This window comes from Methylovorus menthalis (assembly GCF_020523625.1).
GTDB lineage: Bacteria > Pseudomonadota > Gammaproteobacteria > Burkholderiales > Methylophilaceae > Methylovorus > Methylovorus menthalis.
Map to the genome: position 1 here is coordinate 204111 of NZ_JAJAQH010000001.1, position 22917 is coordinate 227027.

16 protein-coding genes are annotated in these 22917 nt (G+C 55.6%); 8 read left to right on the plus strand and 8 right to left on the minus strand.

Features of this window, described 5'->3' with window-relative positions; all coding sequences use genetic code 11:
* Window positions 1-40: 40 nt before the first annotated feature.
* The 6 genes from LG204_RS00945 (at window position 41) to LG204_RS00970 (ending at window position 6389) form a co-directional block, all read left to right on the plus strand.
* Window positions 41-1720: a sensor histidine kinase gene (locus tag LG204_RS00945; protein WP_230335519.1), complete on the plus strand. Its 1680-nt coding sequence runs from the start codon at window positions 41-43 to the stop codon at window positions 1718-1720.
* The gene (locus LG204_RS00950; protein WP_230335520.1) at window positions 1720-3093 is read left to right on the plus strand and encodes a sigma-54-dependent transcriptional regulator; all 1374 of its coding nucleotides are present in this window, start codon (window positions 1720-1722) and stop codon (window positions 3091-3093) included. Before LG204_RS00945 ends, LG204_RS00950 begins: the two co-directional genes overlap by 1 nt.
* Window positions 3094-3190: 97 nt before the next feature.
* On the plus strand, window positions 3191-3850 hold the full coding sequence (locus tag LG204_RS00955; RefSeq protein ID WP_230335521.1) for a protein-L-isoaspartate O-methyltransferase family protein: 660 nt from the start codon (window positions 3191-3193) through the stop codon (window positions 3848-3850).
* A gap of 8 nt (window positions 3851-3858) precedes the next feature.
* Window positions 3859-5220, plus strand: a complete 1362-nt coding sequence (locus LG204_RS00960) for a TolC family outer membrane protein (protein ID WP_230335522.1) — start codon at window positions 3859-3861, stop codon at window positions 5218-5220.
* Window positions 5217-5777, plus strand: coding sequence for an isochorismatase family protein (locus LG204_RS00965; RefSeq protein ID WP_230335523.1), 561 nt, complete (start codon window positions 5217-5219; stop codon window positions 5775-5777). Before LG204_RS00960 ends, LG204_RS00965 begins: the two co-directional genes overlap by 4 nt.
* A gap of 6 nt (window positions 5778-5783) precedes the next feature.
* Window positions 5784-6389 carry a hypothetical protein gene (locus LG204_RS00970; protein WP_230335524.1) on the plus strand — a complete coding sequence of 202 codons (606 nt, stop codon included), beginning with the start codon at window positions 5784-5786 and terminating at the stop codon, window positions 6387-6389.
* A gap of 148 nt (window positions 6390-6537) precedes the next feature.
* Here the strand turns inward: LG204_RS00970 and waaA are convergent, their stop codons facing one another.
* Entirely contained in the window at window positions 6538-7854 is a 1317-nt protein-coding gene (waaA, locus tag LG204_RS00975; RefSeq protein ID WP_230335525.1) for a lipid IV(A) 3-deoxy-D-manno-octulosonic acid transferase, read from the minus strand.
* A gap of 370 nt (window positions 7855-8224) precedes the next feature.
* Between waaA and LG204_RS00980 the strand changes: the two genes are divergently transcribed.
* A complete protein-coding gene (locus LG204_RS00980; RefSeq protein WP_230335526.1) occupies window positions 8225-10369 on the plus strand; it encodes an adenosylcobalamin-dependent ribonucleoside-diphosphate reductase in 2145 nt (714 codons plus the stop codon).
* Window positions 10370-10438: 69 nt separating this feature from the next.
* On the plus strand, window positions 10439-11158 hold the full coding sequence (locus tag LG204_RS00985) for a TSCPD domain-containing protein (RefSeq protein WP_230335527.1): 720 nt from the start codon (window positions 10439-10441) through the stop codon (window positions 11156-11158).
* Window positions 11159-11617: 459 nt separating this feature from the next.
* On the opposite strand, the gene LG204_RS00990 is transcribed toward LG204_RS00985, so the two are convergent.
* The 7 genes from LG204_RS00990 to LG204_RS01020 all read right to left on the minus strand — a co-directional run bounded on the left by LG204_RS00990 (window position 11618) and on the right by LG204_RS01020 (window position 22890).
* Window positions 11618-12055 (minus strand): ProQ/FinO family protein, encoded by a 438-nt coding sequence (locus tag LG204_RS00990; protein ID WP_230335528.1) that lies wholly within the window; start codon window positions 12053-12055, stop codon window positions 11618-11620.
* A 142-nt stretch (window positions 12056-12197) separates the two neighbouring features.
* Window positions 12198-12500, minus strand: coding sequence for a hypothetical protein (locus LG204_RS00995; RefSeq protein WP_230335529.1), 303 nt, complete (start codon window positions 12498-12500; stop codon window positions 12198-12200).
* A 7-nt stretch (window positions 12501-12507) separates the two neighbouring features.
* Window positions 12508-12840: a DNA/RNA non-specific endonuclease gene (locus tag LG204_RS01000; RefSeq protein WP_230335530.1), complete on the minus strand. Its 333-nt coding sequence runs from the start codon at window positions 12838-12840 to the stop codon at window positions 12508-12510.
* Window positions 12841-13202: 362 nt separating this feature from the next.
* Complete coding sequence (locus tag LG204_RS01005) at window positions 13203-13775, minus strand: hypothetical protein (RefSeq protein ID WP_230335531.1); 573 nt, start codon at window positions 13773-13775, stop codon at window positions 13203-13205.
* Window positions 13776-13993: 218 nt separating this feature from the next.
* On the minus strand, window positions 13994-14467 hold the full coding sequence (locus tag LG204_RS01010; RefSeq protein WP_230335532.1) for a hypothetical protein: 474 nt from the start codon (window positions 14465-14467) through the stop codon (window positions 13994-13996).
* Window positions 14437-21156 (minus strand): two-partner secretion domain-containing protein, encoded by a 6720-nt coding sequence (locus LG204_RS01015; RefSeq protein WP_230335533.1) that lies wholly within the window; start codon window positions 21154-21156, stop codon window positions 14437-14439. The genes LG204_RS01010 and LG204_RS01015 overlap by 31 nt, the downstream gene beginning before the upstream one ends.
* 45 nt (window positions 21157-21201) lie before the next feature.
* Entirely contained in the window at window positions 21202-22890 is a 1689-nt protein-coding gene (locus tag LG204_RS01020; RefSeq protein WP_230335534.1) for a ShlB/FhaC/HecB family hemolysin secretion/activation protein, read from the minus strand.
* Window positions 22891-22917 lie beyond the last annotated feature (27 nt).

Genomic DNA, 22917 nt, shown 5'->3' on the forward strand with positions numbered 1-22917 from the left:
GAGCGCCTGATGCCGATTTGCGGATTCTCGCATTGAAACCATGCTGAGCAAAGCGCTACCGATCCGCTTGATCCTGTTAGGGGCGTTTCTGCTGGCAGGCTTGCTGCCGACCCTGCTGATTACCGGCATGGCATTCTACGAGGCCCGCAGCGCCCTCAAGACCGAAATCAAGCGTGACATGACCACGCGCGCGATCGCCACGGCCGATGAAGTGGATCGCATGATGTTTGAGCGTTTGCAGAACGTGGCGTCGTGGAGCCAGCTCGAAATCATGCAGGAAATCCGCATTGATGACGTCGACAAACGCCTGTCCAAATTCCTGAGCGACCTCAAACAAAGCTACCGCGACATTTATGTCGAGCTCTATGTCGTGAATAACGAAGGCCTGATCGTCGCTTCGAGCAATATTCAGCATATCGGCCAGCGCCATGCGCCTATCCAGCCCTGGCAGAAAGCCAGACTGCCACAAACACAGATCAGCCTGGGGACCATTGCCCATGACCAGTTGCCGATACTCGCCACTATTTACAGTACCTCTACCGAGGCGCCGGTCGGTCAATTGGTGGCCGTATTCGACTGGCTGCAGATACAGCATGTGCTGGAAAGTGCGGTCACCGGCCGTAGCGCAGCCGCGCTATACGATGATCAGCAGCATCTCCTCAGCAGCACCAGCCGCTGGCATGCCATCCACCTGGCAAAAAAGCTGAGCAGCCATGCCAAGACCAATGGCTATCAGAACTTTGCCGGGTTTGACTGGCGCGTGGACATTCTGCAAAACCGGGCACAGGCCATGACGCCGGTGCGCCAGATGGCGTATATCTTCCTGGCCTTACTGCTGGTCACCGTGGCGCTGGCGACCTTGATTGCGGTACCGGTCGCCCGCGCGATTACCCGGCCCATCGCCAAGCTGACGGATTTTGCCCTTGGCTTTATGCGTGCACCAAGCAATATGGCCCCGCCGCGCGGTGGCCCGGCCGAGATTGATGCCATGTCCCACGCGTTTGCGCGCATGATCGAGGATCTGGAGCGCTCCAAGGAAAACCTCACTCGCGCCGCCAAGCTCGCGGTCGTTGGCGAAATGGCGGCCGCCATGAGTCACGAAGTGCGCACGCCCCTGGGCATTTTGCGCTCGTCAGCGCAGGTGTTGCTGCGCGAACCCACCCTCAGCGAAGAAGGCCGCGAAGTGTGCGGTTTCATCATCAGCGAAACTGAGCGCCTGAACAAACTGGTCTCGACCCTCATCGACTCGGCCCGGCCACGCCTGCCCAACTTCACACCGGTAGACCTCAGCCAGCTGTGTGCGCAGTCGGCCGCCATGCTACGCATGCAGGCCGAGAAAAAGCATATCGTGCTGGAAACCCAGCTGGATGCAAGCTTGATTGCCACCTGCGACCCGGAACAGATGACGCAGGTATTGCTCAACCTGCTGTTGAATGCCATTCAGGTATTGCCGGATGGCGGCCATATCGTGCTGAGCAGCAGCACGGCCGGTGATCATGCCTGCATTACGGTTTCCGATAATGGCCCGGGCATTCCCGAAGACCAGCGCGAGCAGGTGTTCGACCCGTTCTTTACCAAGCGTAGCGGCGGCATCGGCCTGGGCCTGTCGGTGGTGCGGCAGATTGTGCAGGCACATCATGGCAGCATACGCGCAGGCACGAGCTCGCTGGGCGGCGCTGAATTTCGTATTTTGTTACCTCTTTCCGGAGTAGAAAAATAATGTCCACACTCAAACGCATCCTGGCGCTGGACGATGAACCCAATATGCGCCGACTGCTGGAAATCAGCCTGCGGCAAGCGGGTTACCAGCCCGTCATCGCCGAGCATGGCCGTCAGGCGCTGGATATCCTGCGCGAAGGCGGCGCCGACCTGGTGGTGAGTGATTTGCACATGCCGGTGATGGATGGCTTGCAACTGCTGCAAGCCATGCAGAAAGAAGGGCTGGAAGTGCCGGTGATCATCGTGACGGCACAGGGCGAGATCAGCACCGCCGTGGCGGCCATGAAGCTGGGCGCGTCAGATTATATTTTGCGGCCGTTTGACCTGGAAACCCTGGAAATTGCCATTGACCGCGCGCTTTCGCTCAGCCGCCTCAAACTCGAAAACCAGTTTTTGCGCGAAGAGGCACATGGCGAAGACGGCATGATAGGCCAGAGCCCGGCCATGCAGCGCGTTCAGCAAGCCATACGGCAAGTGGCCCCGGAAAAAGCGACGACCCTCATTGTGGGCGAAACCGGCACCGGCAAGGAGCTGGTGGCGCGTGGCGTGCATCAGCTTTCACCGCGCAAGGATGCGCTGTTTGTGGCGGTCAATTGTGCGGCGATTCCCTCCGAAATGCTGGAGTCGGAATTATTTGGCCATGAACGCGGCGCCTTTACTGGCGCTATCAAGGAACGCATAGGCAAATTCGAACTGGCCGATGGCGGCACCTTGTTTCTGGACGAAGTGACAGAAATGCCGGTCAATCTGCAAGCCAAATTGCTGCGCGCACTCCAGGAGGGCGTGATCGAACGCTTGGGCAGCAACCGCGCCACCGCCGTGGATATCCGCGTGATCGCCGCCACCAATCGCGACCCCATGCAAGCCGTCAAGGAAGGCAAGTTGCGCGAGGATCTCTATTACCGCCTGAATGTGTTCCGCATTGACTTGCCGCCATTGCGCGATCGCAGCGGCGACATACCGCTGCTGGTGTCGCACTTTCTGCAAAAACGCCAGGCCAGCATCAGTGAGGCCGCCCTGTTTGCGCTGCAATCGTATGCCTGGCCGGGCAATGTGCGCGAGCTGGAGAACGTGCTGGAACGCGCATGCATTGTCTGCGGCAACTCTGCTATTGAACCTCAGCATCTGCCTGCGGATATCCTGCAGTCCAGCCCGCTGCCCACCTCCCCATCAGGGGAAACTGCGACAGCAGTATTGTCGTTACCGCTGGCTACCGAGGCGCTGGAGAAAAAACTGATAGAAGCCGCGTTGCGCCAGAGCAAGGGCAATAAAAGCCGAGCGGCCAAGCTGCTAGACATCAGCGAGCGTTCCCTGTGGTACAAGCTCAGCCGGTATAAGCTGGATGATGAGCCAGCAGCGGATTCAAGTCATTGAAATCAGCCAGGTAAAACTGATTGAACCGGATTGATTGAAACTCGGAGTGCAGGCGCTATAATCAAGCACTCACTGACCATGCGATGGAAGCCACACTATGCATAAGGATGTAGAACAAGCGCGTTTCAACATGATTGAGCAGCAGATCCGCACATGGGAGGTGCTGGACGCGCGCGTGCTGGATCTTTTAAGCCAGGTGCCACGTGAGGACTTTGTGCCGGAGCAGTATCGCGGCCTGGCCTTTGCCGATCTGGAGATTCCCATAGGTGCTGGCCAGCAGATGCTTTCTCCCAAAATGGAAGGCCGCATCGTGCAGGCGCTGGAAATCAGCAAAACCGACCGCGTGCTTGAAATCGGCACCGGCAGTGGTTACCTGACCGCCTTGCTGGCAACGCTCGCCAAGGAGGTCGTCAGCCTGGAAATTCATGCCGACCTCAGCGTCGCCGCCCAGCGCAAACTACAGCAGCACGGCATACACAATGTGAGCCTGGAAATTGCCGATGGCAGCCAGGGCTGGGCCAATGGCGCACCGTATGATGTCATCGTATTCACCGGATCGCTGCCTTTGCTGCCTGTGATTGCTGAACAGCAGCTTGCCACCAATGGCCGCCTGTTTGCCGTGGTAGGCGAAGGCCCAGCCATGGAAGCTACCATGATACGTCGCGTCAGCGCCGACAGTTTCCGCCACGATGTGCTGTTTGAAACCTCGGTGCCTCCTCTGGAAAACGCGCCTCACCCAGCTCGCTTCGAATTCTAAGCTCCATCATGCGCTTTTATTGGTATGTACTCGTGCTGGCAGCGTACAGCCTGTCGGCTCAGGCTGCTCCTGCCCAGCAGAATCTGGTAGACCTTTACCAGCTCGCCCTCAGCGGCGACCCCAGCTGGGCCGCCGCCAAAAATGCCCATCTCGCGGCGCAGGAAAAACTGGAGCAGGGCAAATCCCTTTACCTGCCGACCGTGACTGCCAGCAGCAATGCCAGCCACTCGGAAACCGACATCCGCTACATGGGTAGCGCCACGGTATTTCGCAATGGCGGGCGCGAATCGTTTGATACCTTTGGCTATGGCGTCAGCGTCAGCCAACCGATTTATCGCAAGCAGATCAGCGCTCAATTTGCCCAGGCAAAAAGCCAGGTAAGCCAGGCAGATAAACAGCTGGTGCTTGCCAGACAAACGTTGATGCTGCGTATTTCGCAGGCCTATTTTGATACCCTGCAGGCGCAAGACAGGCTGGACCTGATCAATGCCCAGAAATCGGCCATCAGTGGTCAGCTGGAGCAAGCCCGCGCCAACTTTGAAGCAGGCACGGCCACCATTACCGATGTTAATGAAGCGCAAGCCCGCTACGATCTGCTGCAGGCGCAGGAGATTGCCAGCCTGAATGATATGGAAGTAAAACGCCGCACGCTGCAAGCCATCACGGGGCAGCAACCGGCTATCCGACTGGCCCCTGCCATGGCCGACCTGCAGCCGGCATCACCCGAACCCGCTAATATGGAAACCTGGGTTAGCATGGCCGAGCAGAGCAACCTGAATATCCTGATTCAGCAGCAGTTGCTGGATATTGCCACGCAAGAGATTGAGCGCCAGCATGCCGGTCACCTACCCACGCTGGATGCGGTAGGCAACTACACCGACACCCGCGCCAGTAGCGGAATTAACGGCTTTGGCACCGATCTGCAAAACGCCACGATAGGCGTGCAACTACAAATCCCCCTGTATCAGGGCGGGCTGGTAAATTCGCGCGTACGTGAAGCCGTCGCCAACAAGAACAAGGCGCTAGACGACCTGGAAGCCGCACGCAGACAGGCCGAGCTGGATACGCGCGAAGCTTACCTGACTCTGGTCAGCAGCATCGCCCAGGTGCGTGCTTACGAACAGGCACTGAGCTCAAGCCAAAGCCAGCTGGACTCTACCAATCTCGGCTACGAAGTCGGCGTGCGCAATAGCGTGGATGTGCTCAACGCCCAGCAGCAGCTTTTCAGCGCCAAGCGGGATTTGCTGCAAGCCCGCTACAACTACCTGCTAGGGATGCTCAAGCTCAAATCTGCCACAGGCCAGCTTTCGGATGCCGACATGATCACCGTCAACCAGCATCTGGCATCCGGGGAATTGGCAAAGCCATGAGCAAACCGCCTTTTCTTGCCCAGCGCCACTTGAGCCAAGTGGTCGTGATTGATGTGCAAGAAAAGCTTTGCGCCGCCATGCCTGCCGAGGAGGCACAAACGGTGGTTCGTAACATCGGCATATTGCTGCAGGCAGCGGCCTTGCTGGAAGTACCACGACTGTATACCGAGCAATATCCGCAGGGGCTTGGGCCTACCCTGGAAACATTGCTGCCTTGGCTGGGCGATGTTCCCCGCATTGAGAAAACCGTGTTTTCGTGCTGGCAGGCGCCGGGTTTCCGCCAGCACCTGACGAGTGACAGGCCGCAGGTCATACTGACCGGCATGGAAGCGCATATTTGCGTGTTGCAAACCGCGCTTGACCTGCAAGCCCATGGGCATCAGGTGATTGTCGCGGCGGATGCCGTGCTTTCACGCCAGACACTGCACCGAGACAATGCCCTGCAACGTTTATCGCAGGCGGGCATTATCGTCAGCAACACCGAATCCATCGCGTTTGAATGGCTGGGCGCTGCTGGCAGCGATGCCTTCAAGCAGATCAGCAGGCTGATCCGTTAACCGACCATGACGTTTGCAGGCCTTTCCTGGCGACGTCTTGCGTTTATCCTGCTGATTGCCTGGGGCGCGTATCACCACTGGCAGCAGCGTGCCGAACAGCATGGGCCGGGCGTCATCGCCGCCGACAGTCCGCAACAGCAGCGCATCTCCCACGCCACCTCATTCCTACTGAACAACTACACCATTACCCCGCTGGCAGAGTTCAGCCTGCAAGCCCGCGTACTCTCCACCCAGCGTTACCAGCTGGACCGGGCGGCGCAGCTGGCACCGGTAGACCTGGCGCTTGGCTGGGGCCGCATGTCGGATGAGACAGTGTTATCCAAGATCAATATTAGCCAGAGTGGTCGCTTTTACTTCTGGCGCGTCGAGCAGTTTCCCATCCCGCGCGAAGAAATCGAAAGCCACAGCGCCAATATGCACATGGTGCCTGCGGACGACACCATTGCGCGACAACTGAGCGCCATACGGGTGGGGCAACGCGTGCGGATTCAGGGGCAGCTGATTGAGGCAAAAGGGGTGGATGGCTGGACCTGGCGCAGCTCGCTTACCCGCACCGATACCGGCAATGGCGCATGCGAACTAGTGCTGGTGAAATCACTCGCCGTGGAATGACCCTGAAGCAGGGCATGGAACCCGGATGTCGATGGAACGAAGCTATACACCTGAGAGTGGCCGGGGAACGCAGATGATTGCGGTTGGATCAACGGTTGTCGCCAGTAGTGAAACTGAGCAGCCGGATGGTTTAAACCATCCGGATTAACTAAGGGGTCTGCGGTGCCAGGTAGCGCGCCACCAGATCACATACTTTGTGCACAGCCCCGCCTGCACTGTGGCTGAACTCAATGGCCGCCCAGCCCATAGCCTGCCTGGCCTCGGGGTCACCGAGCAAGCGCTGCATGGCCTTGGCCAACTCACCAGAGTCTCGCACCCGCCAGGCGGCACGGTCCGCAATGGCAAACTCGGCGGCGGCCTCAAAATTAAAGGTATGTGGCCCGACTAGCACAGGCTTACCCATGGCGCAGGCCTCAATCAGATTCTGCCCGCCATAGGGCAACAAGCTGCCGCCGATAAACGCCAGGTCGCAAGCCGCATAGTAGGTAAACATCTCCCCCATGCTGTCGCCGAGGATGACTTCAACATGCATGGCCGCGGCTTCTTCCACGGTGATATGCGCCAGCCGCGAGCGCTGCAGATAGGAATATCCGCGTTTTTTCAGTAACTGGGCGACTTCCGCAAACCGTTGCGGATGGCGAGGCACCAGAATGGTCAACAGATGTGGCACATCCGCCGCGCGTATCGCATCCAGAATCTGCTCTTCTTCGCCTTCCCTTGTGCTGGCCGCCAGAAACACCGGGCGATTGCGCCCCACCAACTCGCCCAGCCGCTCGCGCAAGGCAGCGCCCAGTACATCAGCATCGGCAGGTGGCTCCACATCAAACTTGAGATTGCCGCATATGGTGACGTTTTGCGCCCCTAGCGATTGCAAACGCTGCTTGTCCTGCTCGGTCTGGGCGGCGATAGCGCTCAAGCGCACCAGGCCTTGCTCGGTGAGGCGGGCCACTTTGCCATAGCCATGGGCCGATTTGGCGGACATGCGGGCATTGACCAGCAACAGCGGAATCTGCCGTGCATGGCAGGCTGCGATGAGGTTGAACCACAACTCGGTTTCCAGGATCAATCCTATCTCAGGCTTGAAATGACGCAGAAAACGGGCAACGGCGCCTGGGGTATCGTAAGGCAGGTAAACGCGGTCTACCTTTTCGCCAAACAATTGCTCGCTGGTGACCCGGCCCGTGGGGGTGGTGTGGGTAAATAGAATGCGGTGACGTGGATAGCGCGCTTGCAAAGCCAGCACCAGCGGCGCCGCGGCGCGGGTCTCGCCCACCGACACGCAGTGCAGCCAGATCACAGGCTGGGCAGGCGCCCCACGATAAAAACCAAAGCGCTCACCCCAATGGTGCAAATACTCTGGCTGACGCCGCAGACCACGCCACAACAGCTTGATAGGGGCGAATGGCAACAGGCCATAGAGCAGCAAGGTATAGAGGAAGCGAGGCATAAAGCTATTTTCGCACATATCCTCCGCCGGGTTCATCCTTGATCACATGCGACGGCGTCATGACAGGCCAACAGTACTGAAACGGGCATGCAGCAATGCCTGAAAAGGTCAATATCGCGGACGGAAATTTATTTTTACGGTTGTTAGCAAGGGCTCACCTTTACGCTAAAGCCTGCCCGCTGGCGTCTTGTCATTTCATGCACAAAAGCGAGCACTGAAATGGCGCGGATGCACCGAAAAATCTTCTTGACCATCACAAGGAAATGACATAATTTTGCACAAAAGCACAATATATTGTGGTCTTGCCTTAAATCAGACCTAGAAGGCCAGGCCTAAAATAACCAGCTTGATTAACCCATCAAGCATCGCCACAAGGAAGGATCCCTACATGCTAAAAGCTGTGAAAGCTTCAGACAACGCCACGCAAGAAGTCCCCATGCAACCGGTTTCACTCGACATCTGGGACAAGAAATATCGCCTGAAGACCAAGCAAGGCGATCATATCGATGCGGACATGGATGACACCTACAAGCGTGTTGCCCGTGCATTGGCCGATGCTGAAGAAACCGATGCCAAGCGCAGCTTCTGGTACGAGCGTTTTCTGTGGGCACTACGTCGCGGTGCCATCCCTGCTGGCCGTATTACTTCCAATGCTGGTGCGCAAGAGCACAAGCCCGCTACCAGCACCATCAACTGCACCGTGTCCGGCATTATTGAAGACAGCATGGACGGCATTCTGGAAAAAGTACACGAAGCTGGCCTGACCCTGAAGGCAGGTTGCGGCATTGGCTATGAATTCTCCACGCTGCGCCCCAAGGGCGCGTTTGTGGCTGGCGCCGGTGCTTATACCAGCGGCCCGCTGTCGTTCATGGATATCTACGACAAGATGTGTTTCACCGTGTCCAGCGCTGGCGGACGCCGTGGCGCACAAATGGCCACTTTTGATATTTCGCACCCTGATGTCACTGACTTCATCAAGGCCAAGCGCGAAGCTGGCCGCCTGCGTCAGTTCAATCTGTCGACCCTGATCACCAAAGAATTCATGGAAGCGGTGAAGGCCGATGCCGAGTGGAAACTGGCTTTCCCTGTCACCGAAAAAGAGGCCAATCAGGACAGCCTGAATCTGGAAGACCCCAACCAGGTGGTGTGGCGCGAATGGCCAGTCAAGAACAAGTACCTCACCCGTGAATCCGACGGCAAAGTGGCTTGCCGCGTGTACAAGATCATCAAGGCGCAACGTCTGTGGGATGTGATCATGTCCTCGACTTACGACTTCGCCGAGCCAGGTTTCATCCTGATCGACCGCGTCAATGAAATGAACAACAACTGGTTCTGCGAAAACATCCGCGCCACCAACCCTTGCGGTGAGCAACCACTGCCCCCTTATGGCGCCTGCCTGCTGGGCTCGGTCAACCTGACCAAGTTCGTACGTGAGCCTTTCACCGACAAAGCCTGGTTTGACTGGGAAGAGTATCGTGAAGTCGTCGCCACCTTCACCCGCATGCTGGACAACGTGGTGGAAGTGAACGGCCTGCCACTGCCACAACAGCAAGCTGAAATCATGCGCAAGCGCCGTCACGGCATGGGCTATCTGGGCCTGGGTTCTACCCTGACCATGCTGAAGATGAAATACGGCGATGATGCATCGCTCACCTTCACCGAAGAAGTGACCAAGATCATGGCCGAAGTGGGCTGGCAAGTCGGTGTTGAACTGGCCGAAGAAAAAGGCGCAGCACCCATCATGGATGAAGAATTCGTGGTGACTGCTGACCTGCTGGCAAAACGTCCGGAAATGGTCAAAGACGGCATCAAGCTGGGCGACAAGGTCAAAGGCAAGGTGTTGATGGGCCTCTACAGCCGCTACATGCAGCAGTTCCCCGAAAAGCTGCGCAAGCAGATCGCCAAGAATGGCGTGCGCTTTACGCACCACAGCTCGATTGCGCCAACCGGCACCATCTCGCTCAGCCTGGCCAATAACGCCAGTAACGGCATTGAGCCATCCTTCGCCCACCACTATGCCCGCAACGTGATCCGTGAAGGCAAGAAGTCCAAGGAAAAGGTCGACGTATTCTCATATGAACTGCTGGCTTACCGCGAGCTGATCAATGCCGGCGCCATGCCTTTCTCGGATAAACCCGAAGAGCAGTTGCCGGAATACTTCATGGATTCCTCCACCATCAGCGCCAAGGCACACGTGGACATCCAGGCCGCTGCACAGAAGTGGATCGACAGCTCCATCTCCAAAACCATCAACGTCCCCACGGACTATGACTTTGGTGACTTCAAGGACATCTACCTCTACGCCTACGAAAAAGGCCTGAAGGGCTGCACCACCTTCCGCTTCAACCCGGAAGCCTTCCAGGGCGTGCTGGTCACCGAAAAAGACCTCGAAAACACCACCTACAAATTCACGCTGGATGACGGCTCGGTAGTCGAAGTCAAAGGCAATGAAGAAATCGAATACGACGGTGAAATCCACTCAGCAGCCAATCTGTATGACGCGCTGAAAGAGGGTTACTACGGCAAGTTTTAATCGTAGCGCGTGAAGCGCTACGGTATGGGCATGGGATATCGATCCCTGCCCAACTGACAGGAGAACAATATGGCTATCAAAATAGAAAAAAAGATCACCGGCTACAGCGTAGTCACCGAAGAAGACAAGGCCAAAGAAGCCGCCAATATTGCGCAACAGCAAGCTCATGAGCAGCAAGCCGCGCAGAAAATGGCCGAGATTGTGCAACTCGGCGAGCCGCTCAGCCGCCCGGAAATGCTGGTAGGCAACACCTACAAGATCAAAACCCCGGTCACCGAGCACGCGCTCTACATCACGATTAACGACGTGATCATGAACGAAGGCACCCCGCAGGAACACCGTCGCCCATTTGAAGTCTTCATCAACTCCAAAAACATGGAGCACTTCCAGTGGATCGTCGCCCTCACCCGCGTCATGTCCGCCGTGTTCCGCAAAGGCGGCGACGTCACCTTCCTGGTAGAAGAGTTACGCAGCGTGTTTGAACCCAGCGGCGGCTACTTCAAAAAAGGCGGCAAATTCATCCCCAGCCTGGTCGCTGAAATCGGCGAAGTGCTAGAACAACATTTCTACCAGATCGGCATGCTGAAAAAACCCGGCCTGGACGAACACCAGAAAAAACTGATCGAGGAAAAGAAAACCGAATACCTCGAAAAGCACGCCCACGAACCGAGAAACGAAGAGGGCTTTCCGCCTGGTGCCCAGCTTTGTAACAAGTGCAATACCAAAGCCGCCATCGTCATGGACGGCTGCCTGACCTGCCTCAATTGCGGCGACAGCAAATGTGGTTAATGTGATGTGAATAAACCCGCGAAAGCGGGCTGCTGTTCTGCGCACCATAAGATGCAAGTTTGACCCATAAGCCGCAAGTTGAGACACCATAAAATGCAAGTAAATAGAAAGTCCGCGATTGCGGGCTTTCTAATCAGGAGATTTCAAGGTTTTTCCTTTTTTAGGATATCCATTTACCTATGTACTCGCATAATGAGTAGATGAGAAAACCACGGACCAGCCATTTCCACCAGACCTTAGACTCTCTGGATCCCCTCCATAAAGCCACCGTAAACCATATGCCCAGAATGCTACAGGTGGAATAAATGAGTAAAAGCGTTAAACCTAACAGCGTTTTTGAGTGAATCAGGGAAATTGATAGGAATAATATTATTGAATAGACCATCCCTGTAAAAATGAGGGCTAGAAATAGGTCCAATGGCCTATATTCGCCGTTCCAACCCTTTTTTAAGATAAGCTTCATACAGATTCTGTTTTGTGAATTCTCAATCTTGATTCCAAGCCCCGTGCCTGGCCAGCTTCGCTAGCCGTCACTACTCCATCTGGCTCCCCATCAAGATTTACTCTGGGGGCACCTTCAATAATGGAAGCCCAGTATCTTCGGGTTCGGCACCATTTGCTTAACGCTTCCTTAAGCCTAACCTCATCAAGCGCAATCTCACCTTTTCTTGCCACGAGGTCAGCATAGATGCCGATCTTCAGCGGAAGCTTGGGGGCAGGGTTCTTGGGAAAGGTGCGAGGGAACAGTTTCTGCAAGCGCCCAATTGCCAGGAGAACCGGATCGACCGGTGGTCCAGGTTTCTTTGGGCTTCCTGATTGTTTCGGTGAACGGGAGGGCTTCTGGGGAGCCGCCGCTGCGAGTTGTTTCTTAAGTTCTGCTAGTTGTTCGAAGCCCATGGTGTGCAAAGTATTGGTGTAGAAAAATTTGGTAAATTAAGCCTGTTTATTTAGGTTGGACAAACTCTGATTGATTTCCTCTCCAGTGATTAATTCGTCCGAGTCTTCGTAATCTTCAGGCTTGTTGTAATCGTATTCGATATTAATACTTGCCGTTAGGGTAGAGTGTGAAGGTTAAACCCCAGATTCGTTCACCCGTTGTGGCTAGGAGGTCGTCTCGAAGGAAAAGCGCTGCATCCAGCCCATCCCAAATGATAATACGATCATTGGAGAACCCACCTAACTCGTCTACTATGTCGCCATACTCTAGCCAATGCATGCCTCTTGCCATGCTATTCAAAATTCTCATATTACATACTGCGCGGTCCCACTGCCGCCCATCAATAAACCCTACTAAATATTGAGCCAACAACCCGTAGGCGTCTTCAACAGAATTAATTTTCATGAAATTCTCACTGAGTAAAGCGGAAAGGCACGATTTTTCCATTTATCGTAGCCTCAACAACAAATAAATTGGGCCTTCCTGCACCGTTAGCCGGATATCCCACATCAATCTTAACATTTACAGTTTTACCAGCCTTGAGTTCCCCCGCCAGATAGCGCTCCATATCTCGCCAATCCTGTCGGTTCAGGGTGGCAGCTTGCGGAACAAGATTGATTTTATCGCCCGTGCCACCAAGACTTGATGCAATTAGGTGTCCACCTTCATCCCCTGCATCGCCGCATTTGCCTGTTGTGCATTGTTGGTAGAGGCTGCGGTCCACAGTTTTTTCCTCAGAATCCATCTATCAGTTGCTTGAAATATTCAATAACGAAATTAACACCCCCCCCCAAGCGGACTCAGATCAATTCAGAAACGTGCGTTCGACCTCTATAGAAGAGTTACACAATTTTAATAATCCCTGATGTAAAAAGACCTAAGCCAAACCAAACAATCCCGATAACTATTGCTTTGGAAAAATCTCCTTCTTGAAACTTTCCAAGTAGCCCTTTAAGTACGTAGAAAAGTAGAATTAGTTCAATTGCCCAGTGGATAAATTTTATGATTACCATAGCGGATATGGTACGACTTGAATAAGCCGACGTAATATTTGATTAATCAATAGTTATAATCTGTTGGCTACAAAGTCGCAGGGGTTGTAGCGATTCACAGCATCTCCATTTCACGTAGTTTACTCAGCATCGCAGCCAATTTACGGATTTTCCTACCAAGTTCGGTCGCCTCTGGCCCTAATGAAATATATGCACCTACATGCTCACCTTGGTTTGTCGACTCTACGTATTTACATTGAATGAGCAAGGCACTATTGATAGTTTTGATCTCAAATCGAATAGCGTTAGCGCGAAATTCTTTCAGTGTCTTTGCTTTTGAAGCTTTAAATACAGGCCAGTCGCTAGGTTTCATTATGGTTTTGTTCAAGATATCTGGAGAGATTGAGTAGCATTCGAGTAATTTGTCATAAATAGCATTTCCAATCTCCTCGTCACTTGCGTTTAGGAAGTCTAAATTAATGACTTCGCCGCACTCCATAATCGAAGTGGTGGTTGTGACAAAAATCTTTGCATGATAAAGATAAAGAACAGCTCGCAATTCTTGATACACAAGACTGTTAGGGTATTTTTTCCTGATTAATTCTCGCCTGCTATGTAGGCCTCGACCATCTCTTTTATAATCAACATGAGATAGGTCAAGCTTTTTGCAAAAAATGCTGAAGATCATTGGTTCACCGTTACTAGTTTCAACACATCAGTCGGATTTTCAAAGCTGATAAATCGTGCTTTTGGCAAAGGCTTTCCATGATCGAGTCTGTCAGAAGAATTAGATTACCATCTGGTAACAAGACTTTATCTTCAGTAGATACAGATTTAAGTGCAAATTTATATTGAATCTGTGCTGCACTTAAGCTTTTGATGTCTGATTCGCTCATCATCCAAGATTTACCAATCACGTGTAGGAGACTCTGTAATATTGGTGGCAATGCCAGTATCTATGTCAATTTGATACCGTCCGCCATAGTTAACGGATAGCCCATACAGAGTGAGTCCATCTACCCATTTTCCAGTTTTTGTGAGATCGTTTCCTTCTGAATCCAGCAAGTAAAGAGTTGTGAACGGCTTCCTTGCATGTCGAATGGTTTCAGGATCGCCTTCATCGCCCTTATCCACTTCCGCCATGATGCGCTCCCAGTTAATGGCACCTTTATCATCTCGCTGCACCTGCCACAATACGTTACCATTCTTGTCGAGACGGAAGATGTTGTGGTTGTGGTCGTAAATTGGAATGATTTCATCTTCATCTCCGATTAAACAATTGGATATGGCGATGACTCCACCATCAGGTAACGCTACGCTTATTGAAATGTTTCTTGCAATATCATCAGTCATTTGAGCGGCCTCGGATTTGTAAACCATGAATTAAACGCCTTTTGTTCAGCTTCAGTTTTTGGCTTATTCGTTACCTCAAACTGCACGCCCCCACCACCATTCCCAAGAATACCGTTCGCCGTACTCGCACGCATGGTTTGACCAGCGGGAATATTGACATCAGTAACGTATGTAGGCAGTTGGCTTAAGGCAAACTTGTCCTTGATCTGTTGGGGGCTGAGTCCCTCAATATCGGAAGCACGCATCATCCAACTGGCGGCTTGTGATGTTTGACTTGCTCCTTCTCCAACATACACTCGCACAAACTTATCCCCACTGGCAGGCGTGGTGTAAGTATAGACTTTGGTGCCAGGCAAATAGGAAGGTAGGTATGAAGGATTATCATCAACTATTTTTTTGTTCAGTGGCGCCACAGACTCTGCCTGTACTTCAACGCCTGCGGGCAGCTTGCTTTTGACATCGCTATTGGCTTTGGCAAGCAGACCGCCTCTCACCACTGGTAATGCCGTGTTGCCAACTAGCGCTGCTGCGGTTTCACTGATTTCCAGCCATTTGACGTAGCTATTCTGCTTGTCTATCGCCTGGACAATATCTTGGATGTCAGGGTCAGTGATGCCAGTGGAGAAGGGTACTTCAAGCACATAGTATAAAGCCTTGGGGTTAGGGTCGATACCCGTTGCCAGGGTCTCGTCAAGAAAGTTATTTTGCTGTTGATCGCTGACTGTTTTCCACTTTTCTGCAATGGCGCGTTTCTCTGCCACCGTGCAATTTCTGGCCTTGCAATCAGACAATTCCTGGTTGAATTTTTCAATATCGGCATGTTTTAGATAATTGTTGGCAGTAGCAGCCAGGCTCGCGCCTGCGCCGCCATCTCCCGCCAAGGCTGCGCCAATCGCGACCGCAGTGGATTCGATGAGCGCCTGCTTGGCGACATCAGGCAAATCCATCTCGGCGATCTTGTTGCCTATGAATGGAATGACGCTTTGGCTGGCACCCGCACCCACTGCGCCAGCCAGACTGCCAGTTGTTAATCCACCCAAAGCTGCATGCAGGGCTACGCGATAAGCACCACCTTCTTCCCAAAGCTTGGACTCATCACGCAATTGCTGTGCGGTAGCAGTATCGCCAGCATCTTGTGCTTGCTGCGCCTGATCTTTGAGGTCTTTCGCTTTGTTAGTTGCATAATCGCCCAATGCCTTGGGAGCCACCTGGCTGAATGCCTGGGTGATTTGCACCTGAGCATTGAGGCTGCGCTCGACTTGCTCTTTGTCAAATATCTGACCGAGTGTGCCAGCGGTGCTGTTGCCTTGGTTGTCAACGGCGTTGCCGTTGTCGTCGATATGGACGTCGCGGTTAAGGGCGAGCACGGTGGTGGTGGCGTCTTGCCCGGTCTTGGTTTGTTGGGCGGTGCTGTCGGTGATGGCGAGGCTGCCACCACTGATGCCACTAACGGTGACGCTGCTACTGCTGCCACTTTCACTGCCGGTGCCTGCTGCTGCGGTGGGGCTATTTTTGTAGCCGCCGCCATTGGGTTGCTCGGTTAAGCCGATACCGCCACTAAAGCTGCTGCTTTCGCCTTTGTATTCTGCACTGTTGTTGATATTGCTGACCGTTAGGGTGTCGGTGGTGAGGCTGTTCTTGTTGCCTGCGATGGCCGTCTCATTGCTGGCGATCACAGCACCCTTGAGATCCGTGTTGCCATTCACATTGACCTGGAAGCCACCGTCACCGGCATAGATGCCCGCCTGCTCATTGACGCTGGCGTAGTCGCTGTTAATTTTGGTGTTGCTGATATTGGCTGAGGCACCTAGCTGGCTGGTGCCGACGGTGATGCTACCTCCGACGCTTTTTTGTTTGCTGTCATAATTGCTGGTGTCTTGCAGGCTCTGAATATTGAGATTGCCTTCACCACTGGTGCCGACATTGGCCACCACTTGCTCACCTTTAACCTGGGCGCCGATCAGATTCGTGTCGGTGCCACTTTCCAGCGTGACTTTGTTGCCACCTTGCACGTTCGTTTCAGTCCAGGTGACGTCATTGCCGCTGGCCTTGCCTTTGCCTGCACTGGCGCCTACGGTGACAGCGGGGCCAGCACCTCCGGCGCCTACGCCGATACTTACCCCAACGCTGACACTACTGCTTTTGTTTTTGCTGGTGAGGGTGTCGGTATTTTGCGCGGCAACCAGATTGATTTCATCATCCGCTTTGAGGCTGACGTTGTTAGTGGCTTTGACGCTGCTGCCGGTGATGTTGATGTCAGAATCCTGGCCTGCACCGGTGGCTTTGATGCTAAGGTCGCCGCCTGCCTGCACGGTGCTGCCCTGGGCCTGGCTGCTGGTCTGCGTGCTGCTGCTCTGGCTCTTGCTGGTACCTAAGGAGAGGCTCAGGTTGATGCCGCCTGCCTGCTGCGCAAGATCAGATCCGGGCTTGGCAGCATTGACGGCATCATAGGCATTTTTTGCGCTAAGACCGGTAGTCGCCGCGGCGAGGAGCTGCATGCGACCGTCGCTGGTTTCACTGGCCGCCTGTTTCATCTGGTCTGCAGTCTGAATCGCGCTGACGACCGGATTGGTGAGGGTGAGGCTTAAACCGGTCTGCTTGTACTTGGTTTCGGTGGTTTGCGTGCTGGTGTTGTTGCCCGCAGCTATGTTGACCTGCTGCGCCGTGATGCTAATGTCGCCATTGGGGGCCAAGACATCGCTGGCCGTCTGGGTGTAGGTCTTGCCCGCCTCTATCGTGACATCGCCATTCACACTGCCGACCGTGCTGCCTTGCTGGGTGACGGTAGTGCCGTTCTGGTTCTGCGTCAGCTTGCTGCTGCTGTAGCCGATGCTGCTGCCGCTCGCGGAGAAGCCACTTTGCTTGACCTTCTTGAGGTGGCTTTCGGTGAGGGTGTTCTCGACAGCCGTAATGCTGACATTGCCCGTGGCCCCGAGGGTGGTGCCATTGGTGGACACGACATTACTGCCTTCGATAGTGAGGTTGCCGGTGGTATTGGTCGCGGTCGTTGCGAGGGTCGCAGCGCTAGCACTGGGCACGCCAGCTTGCAGGTTGATCTTGTCGGCACTCAGGGTGCTGCCTGTCTGCGTGGTCTGGTCAATGGAATCGCGGAACTCTTTTTTACGGGTGGTGGTTTTGACCTTGCGGTAGGCATCGCTTTCCAGGGTACTGGTGGCGGCCGTGATGCTAATGTCGCCACCTGCCGTGGCACTGAGGGTGCCTGAATCGGAAGTAATGTTGGCACCCTTGATGGCGAGGTCTTTGCCGGCCAGGATGCTGATGTCGCCCGTCGTGCTGATCTGGCTACCAATCTCATCGGTGGTGTGTTCCTTGCGCCAGCTGTTCATGCCGGTGCCATAGGAATCCCCTGTCTCTTTGACGACGCCAAGATTGACGTTATTACCAGCACTGAGCAGGGTGCCACCGGTGTTATTGGTATTGGCGCCGCTATTCTGGATGACGGCGGCCATCAGGTTGAGGTCCTTGCCGGCACTGGCGACTAGTACGGCATCGGGATTGCTGACATACAGCCCGGCGACACGGTCGATGACATGGCTGCTGACAGTGGCCGTGCCATCCTGCATGCGGTCTTTCAGGTCAACGGTGCTGCTTTTGACGGTGATGTCGCCGCCAGCCTGGGCGATGAGGCTATCCTGCCCTTTGATGCTGCCCCCTTCGACGGTGATATCTTGCGTGGCGGTAACGGCCACATCCTTGCCGCTGATGAGGCCACGCACATTCTCGATATTGTCGGCATTGAGGCTGACCACATTGCGTCCGGCGATGGTGCCGCTGGTGCTGATATCGCCATCGGTGACCTGCAGATCGACATTATTGCCGGCGAGCACGGCGCCGCTAGGGCTCAAGTCGCCTGCCTGCAGTTTGACGTAGACCTGGGGCACCAGCGCTTTGGTAACGGTGCCATCGGGCAGCGTCACGCTTTGTTCTACCAGCCAGACGATGTCGCTGGTGAGCTGGGCAATCTGCGCGGCAGTGAGAGCAATGCCGGGGATCAGCTGCAAGCCCGTGGCCTGGGTCAGACCATTGTTCATGAGCGCCTGGTATTGCGCTTCGTCACTGGCATAGCCCTCCAGAAAGCGCCGACCAGTGAGCTCACTGATTTGCTCGCGAATCAGCTTCTGCTCATAAAAGCCATCGCCCAGGCGCTTTTGTGTGATCGCCGGGTCAAATGCGAGTTGGCTCGTCATATAGTCCGAGGAGAGCCAGGTTTTGTAATTGGTAAAGCGCGGATCGGTCTGGATCAGGTAATCCGCCGTGGCATCCGGCACCTGCTGGAACAGGCTGCTGGGGCTGACGGTGACGCCGGTCGATGTAGACGTTGCTGGACTGTTACCTTGGGGATTGGTGACCGGGGCGGTGTTTTCGCGGATGGTGGTGTTGTCGATGCGGGCGGTAAAGCTACCGCTCAGGGTGCCACCAGCGCTGATGATGCCGGGCACCGTACTGACCAGTGTACTGGTGCTGCTGGACGTCACCGTGGTGCCATGATCACGGTCACCCCAGTGGATAAGGTTTTTGCGGACGATGGTATCGGTCTGGTGATAAAGCTCAGCCCCTTCATTGGTGAGCGTGTTGCCGGTGAGCGCTAAATCGCCACCGGCTTCGATCGTGCTGTAACGATTGGTGAGGTTGCCCACGAGTAACGTAGCCTTGCCGCCAGCCGAGATCGTGCCCGCGGGCGTGCTGGTCACGACCTGGTCTTCGTATTCGGTCTTCTGGGTCGTGATGTGATTCACATAGTCACAATCATCATCCACGCACTCTTCGCGATAGCTGGAGGACGAGCCGACCTGCACACGCTGGGTGGTAAACGTGGTGCGCTGGTTGGTGAGGCTGTCGGCGTTGACGGCCAACTCCCCCAGGGCTTCCACATTGGCGCTGCTATTGATAATGGATTGCGCCGTGCCCGTCGCCTGATGGTTGCTATCCAGGCTGCCACCGATCGCCATGTCCCCACCACTGAAGATGAGGCTGCCGTTCTGATTGGTCAGGGTGTTGACCCCGAGGTCGAGACGTTCACGCGCAGCCAGCGTGCCACCGGCTGTCGTGCCATTCAAGGTTTCGGCATCGTTGGTGAGGGTGGTGGCTTGAATGGCGAGATGGTCACCGTAAGTACGACCCGTGCCGGTGTTATGGAGGGTGGCAGCTTGCAGATAGGTATTGCCACCATCGATCAGGCCGCGGTTGCTGAGCGTGTCACTGGCGGTAAGGCTGGTATCGGTGCCGACCAGGCTGCCGTCGGCCGTGTTGGTGATTTGCTGGGCGCTGAGGGCGAGCGCTTGTCCTGCTTCGATCTTGTTGCTATTGGTAAGAGCACCATCGGTAGTGAATTGCAGATCGCCATTGGCCAGCATGCGGCCGCTATTGCTGACATCGCCTTGCGTGGTGATCGCGAGATTACCTTGCGCCATGATATCGCCATCGCCTGTAAGCGAGGTGCTGCTAAGATTGAGATGGCCATCCGCCTGCAAGGTACCCCCGGTGTTCACCACGGCGCCGGTGGTAATGGCCATGTCGCCTGCGGATGCGATATTACCGCCGGTATTGGTTAGCGCACTGGATTGCACAGTCAGGGAGCCGTTGGCCGCTATCGTGCCGCCCGTATTCTCCACCCTGCCTGTGGTGGTGAGGCTGGCCGCGCCCTGGGCGCTGATATGGCCGGTGTTGATGAGCTGCCCGTCATTGGTGATGGTGAATTCGCCGATACTGGCACCCAGCGTGCCGGCATTGCGCACGCCTAAGCCAGCTTCGGTGCCGATCAGGTGGATCTTGCCGGCATACATGCCGCCCAGCGCCGCCACATCCACGGCAAAGGTGGGCGTGGCGCCACTGCCTGGGGCGATCGCGGTCATGCCGGTCGTGTTGCCATTGGCATCGACATTGATCTGGTGGGTGCCGGTGGTGACATTGAGCGTATTGGCCCAGATGCCAGCATTGACTTCAACAGCCCGGGCAATGATGTCGGTGTAATTAGCCTGGCTCGCGTCCATGCCATTGCCTGATACCTGCACCGTGCCACCACCCACCCGGTAACCCAGCAGATTGCCACTGTTCATGATGGGTGTGCCAGTGGTGAGCGTGGTGCGATTGGCGTTGATAAAGCCGCAGCCATTGCAGCTAATGCCCGCCGGGTTGGCAATCACCAGTTGGGCGCGACTGCCAGCAATCTCGATAAAGCCATTCAGCAGGCTGGGGTTGCTGCTGTTCACTTCGTTCAAGATCACGCGCGCCGTGCCGCCGGCCAGATTGGGGTTGCCTTGTACCCAGCCGCCCAGCTGAGTTTGCACATTGCCCGCACTGTTGTTGAGGATGGCGCCCTGCGCATTCACGTCAAACTGACTGTAGGTATTGCGCGATACCCCGGCGCTACTTGGTGTCTGGATGTTGACCAGTGGAACACCGCTGGCCGTATTGCTGATGATGGGCTGCTGACCGGCAGCAGCCGTGGGGTCGGCCACGATATCGGCATGGGCAACTGGCGTATAAATGCACGCAGCCCCCAGCATCACCATCAGGCTGAACGGAACAGGCGCGAGGTTCGCCCATGTCATGGTAAGGGCTGGCTGGGTGACGGTTGCCTGGGGGCCGCACGCCGGGCTGGATACGCCGCCCTGGCGGGCAGACACATGCTCCGCCACGGCCATCATCACGCCGCGTGCGCGGTTGAAGATCAAGCGGTAACGATGATGATTCATGGTGATTCCCCTTTATTGCGCCGACACGGCCGGCCACAGCATGGTCTAAAACGACCAGTTGAGATTGAAGCCAGCTGCCGTTTTTGCGGTGTCAAACCCATCCGGCTTTTGAATCGGCTTGCCTAAAAATACGTCGTAACTAAATCCCTTGAGCCCACCGCGCAGCCCGATAACGGCACCGGCCAAGCGCTTGCCCAGCAGCAGGTCGCTGGAGGGCCCGCTGACTTCGCCATAGTCCAGCCCCAGATAAGCCGATTGGCCGCTTTGCCCCAGCACGGCGTTCATCTCGTTGCGGATGAACCAGCCGCGCTCTGCACTCAGGGATAGCTGGCCGTCAAACCCGCGCACGGTATAACGGCTGCCAATGGCGAAGCGATCCTGCGGCGTTAGCGGGGTGAGATTGGATTGCGCCCGGATGTTGGCGCTGTAGCGCAGGGCTTGCTGCCCCCAGGGCATGGTGAGATTAAACGGCTGCATGAAACTCACATCGGCAGTGACCACCTCCATGCGCGAGGTGCCTTCATGCGACGCTTCTTCAGGCGATTTAAGCGATTCCATGGCCCCCGTGCCCCGGCGATAGGCCAGGGTGTAATCCAGTATCGCCTGCTGGATATACCAGCTCTGGTTGAGGCTCATGGTCCAGCCCGCAGTGCGCCGCCGCTGCACCTCGACCTCGGTGTCATCCACATAGTTATAGGATTTTTTGAAGAAACTGCCGACGGCGAGCTGTGTCTTGTTGACCGCGGAACGGTACAGCATGCGGCTTAACTTCAACTCCATGTTCTGGCTGCGGCCACTGTAGAGATAGGATTGATTCAGCCCGGCGACTTCCTGATGATAGGTGTAGCTGGAACCCGTGGCACTGACCAGCCAGCGGCCAAACGGCAGGCTGTAATGCACGGTGCTGCCGCGTGAGCCTCGGCTGCCGCTGTCACCACCGCCCAGGTCATGATTGAAGTTCACATAAAAAAGATCACTCAGGCCCAAGAGGCTGTCGCCAGACAGGGTAACGCCCCCCTGGTATTTGCCGGTGCTGTCAAAGCCGCCGTCATCGGCACTAAAACTTAAGCGCAAAGGCAAGCCTTGGCGGTAGCGAATCACCAGATCGCTTTCGCCGGGTTTGGCATTGCCTTCGGCGGGCGCAATCTGGATATCAGCCTCGGCCGTCGGTACTCGCTTGAGGTTTTCCAGTGCCTGCTCAATGGCACGGAGGTTGAGAATATCGCCCGGTGCCAATGGCAGCAAATTGGCAAGATGCGGATGCGGGCTGGCATCCTCAGCAAAGCGAATCTGGCGCACCCGGCCCGGCAAGACCGTCAGCACCAGCACGCCGCTGGCAAGATCCTGCGGCCCGACCAAGACCCGACTGGTAACAAAGCCTGCGGTCACCATGGCGTTTTGCACATGGGCCATCGCGGTGTTGATGCCTTGGGTGCCGAGGCAACGCCCGATAGCGGCGTGCTCACCTTGCCTTACCACCGCTAGCGCAAACTGGAAGCGCGCAGCTTCCTCGCCATGTAACTCAATATGGGAAATAGGGAAACACGGTGATTCGGTATCGGGATACACCAGCGCGGCCGCTTGCGGGGCTGGCTCGGTCGGGCGCACATCGGGCCTCACTTCCTGTTGCTGGCGCAAGGCGCGCTCCCGTTCCTGCTGACGCAATAGCTCTTGCGAGGAGGTATCAACCGGATCTGCCGCAAAGGCCTGAAATGCCAATAGGCATAGCCCCATGGCCAGCCACGCCTGTCGCGAATGATG

Excerpts from the sequence above, each read along its gene's own strand:
- LG204_RS01005 (WP_230335531.1), bottom strand. The coding sequence starts at position 13,775 with ATGATCTTCAGCATTTTTTGCAAAAAGCTTGACCTATCTCATGTTGAT.
- LG204_RS00985 (WP_230335527.1), top strand. The coding sequence starts at position 10,439 with ATGGCTATCAAAATAGAAAAAAAGATCACCGGCTACAGCGTAGTCACC.
- LG204_RS01020 (WP_230335534.1), bottom strand. The coding sequence starts at position 22,890 with ATGGGGCTATGCCTATTGGCATTTCAGGCCTTTGCGGCAGATCCGGTT.
- LG204_RS00970 (WP_230335524.1), top strand. The coding sequence starts at position 5,784 with ATGACGTTTGCAGGCCTTTCCTGGCGACGTCTTGCGTTTATCCTGCTG.
- LG204_RS00960 (WP_230335522.1), top strand. The coding sequence starts at position 3,859 with ATGCGCTTTTATTGGTATGTACTCGTGCTGGCAGCGTACAGCCTGTCG.
- LG204_RS00990 (WP_230335528.1), bottom strand. The coding sequence starts at position 12,055 with ATGGGCTTCGAACAACTAGCAGAACTTAAGAAACAACTCGCAGCGGCG.
- waaA (WP_230335525.1), bottom strand. The coding sequence starts at position 7,854 with ATGTGCGAAAATAGCTTTATGCCTCGCTTCCTCTATACCTTGCTGCTC.
- LG204_RS01000 (WP_230335530.1), bottom strand. The coding sequence starts at position 12,840 with ATGGATTCTGAGGAAAAAACTGTGGACCGCAGCCTCTACCAACAATGC.
- LG204_RS01015 (WP_230335533.1), bottom strand. The coding sequence starts at position 21,156 with ATGAATCATCATCGTTACCGCTTGATCTTCAACCGCGCACGCGGCGTG.
- LG204_RS00980 (WP_230335526.1), top strand. The coding sequence starts at position 8,225 with ATGCTAAAAGCTGTGAAAGCTTCAGACAACGCCACGCAAGAAGTCCCC.
- LG204_RS00965 (WP_230335523.1), top strand. The coding sequence starts at position 5,217 with ATGAGCAAACCGCCTTTTCTTGCCCAGCGCCACTTGAGCCAAGTGGTC.
- LG204_RS00995 (WP_230335529.1), bottom strand. The coding sequence starts at position 12,500 with ATGAAAATTAATTCTGTTGAAGACGCCTACGGGTTGTTGGCTCAATAT.
- LG204_RS00955 (WP_230335521.1), top strand. The coding sequence starts at position 3,191 with ATGCATAAGGATGTAGAACAAGCGCGTTTCAACATGATTGAGCAGCAG.
- LG204_RS00950 (WP_230335520.1), top strand. The coding sequence starts at position 1,720 with ATGTCCACACTCAAACGCATCCTGGCGCTGGACGATGAACCCAATATG.
- LG204_RS00945 (WP_230335519.1), top strand. The coding sequence starts at position 41 with ATGCTGAGCAAAGCGCTACCGATCCGCTTGATCCTGTTAGGGGCGTTT.
- LG204_RS01010 (WP_230335532.1), bottom strand. The coding sequence starts at position 14,467 with ATGGTTTACAAATCCGAGGCCGCTCAAATGACTGATGATATTGCAAGA.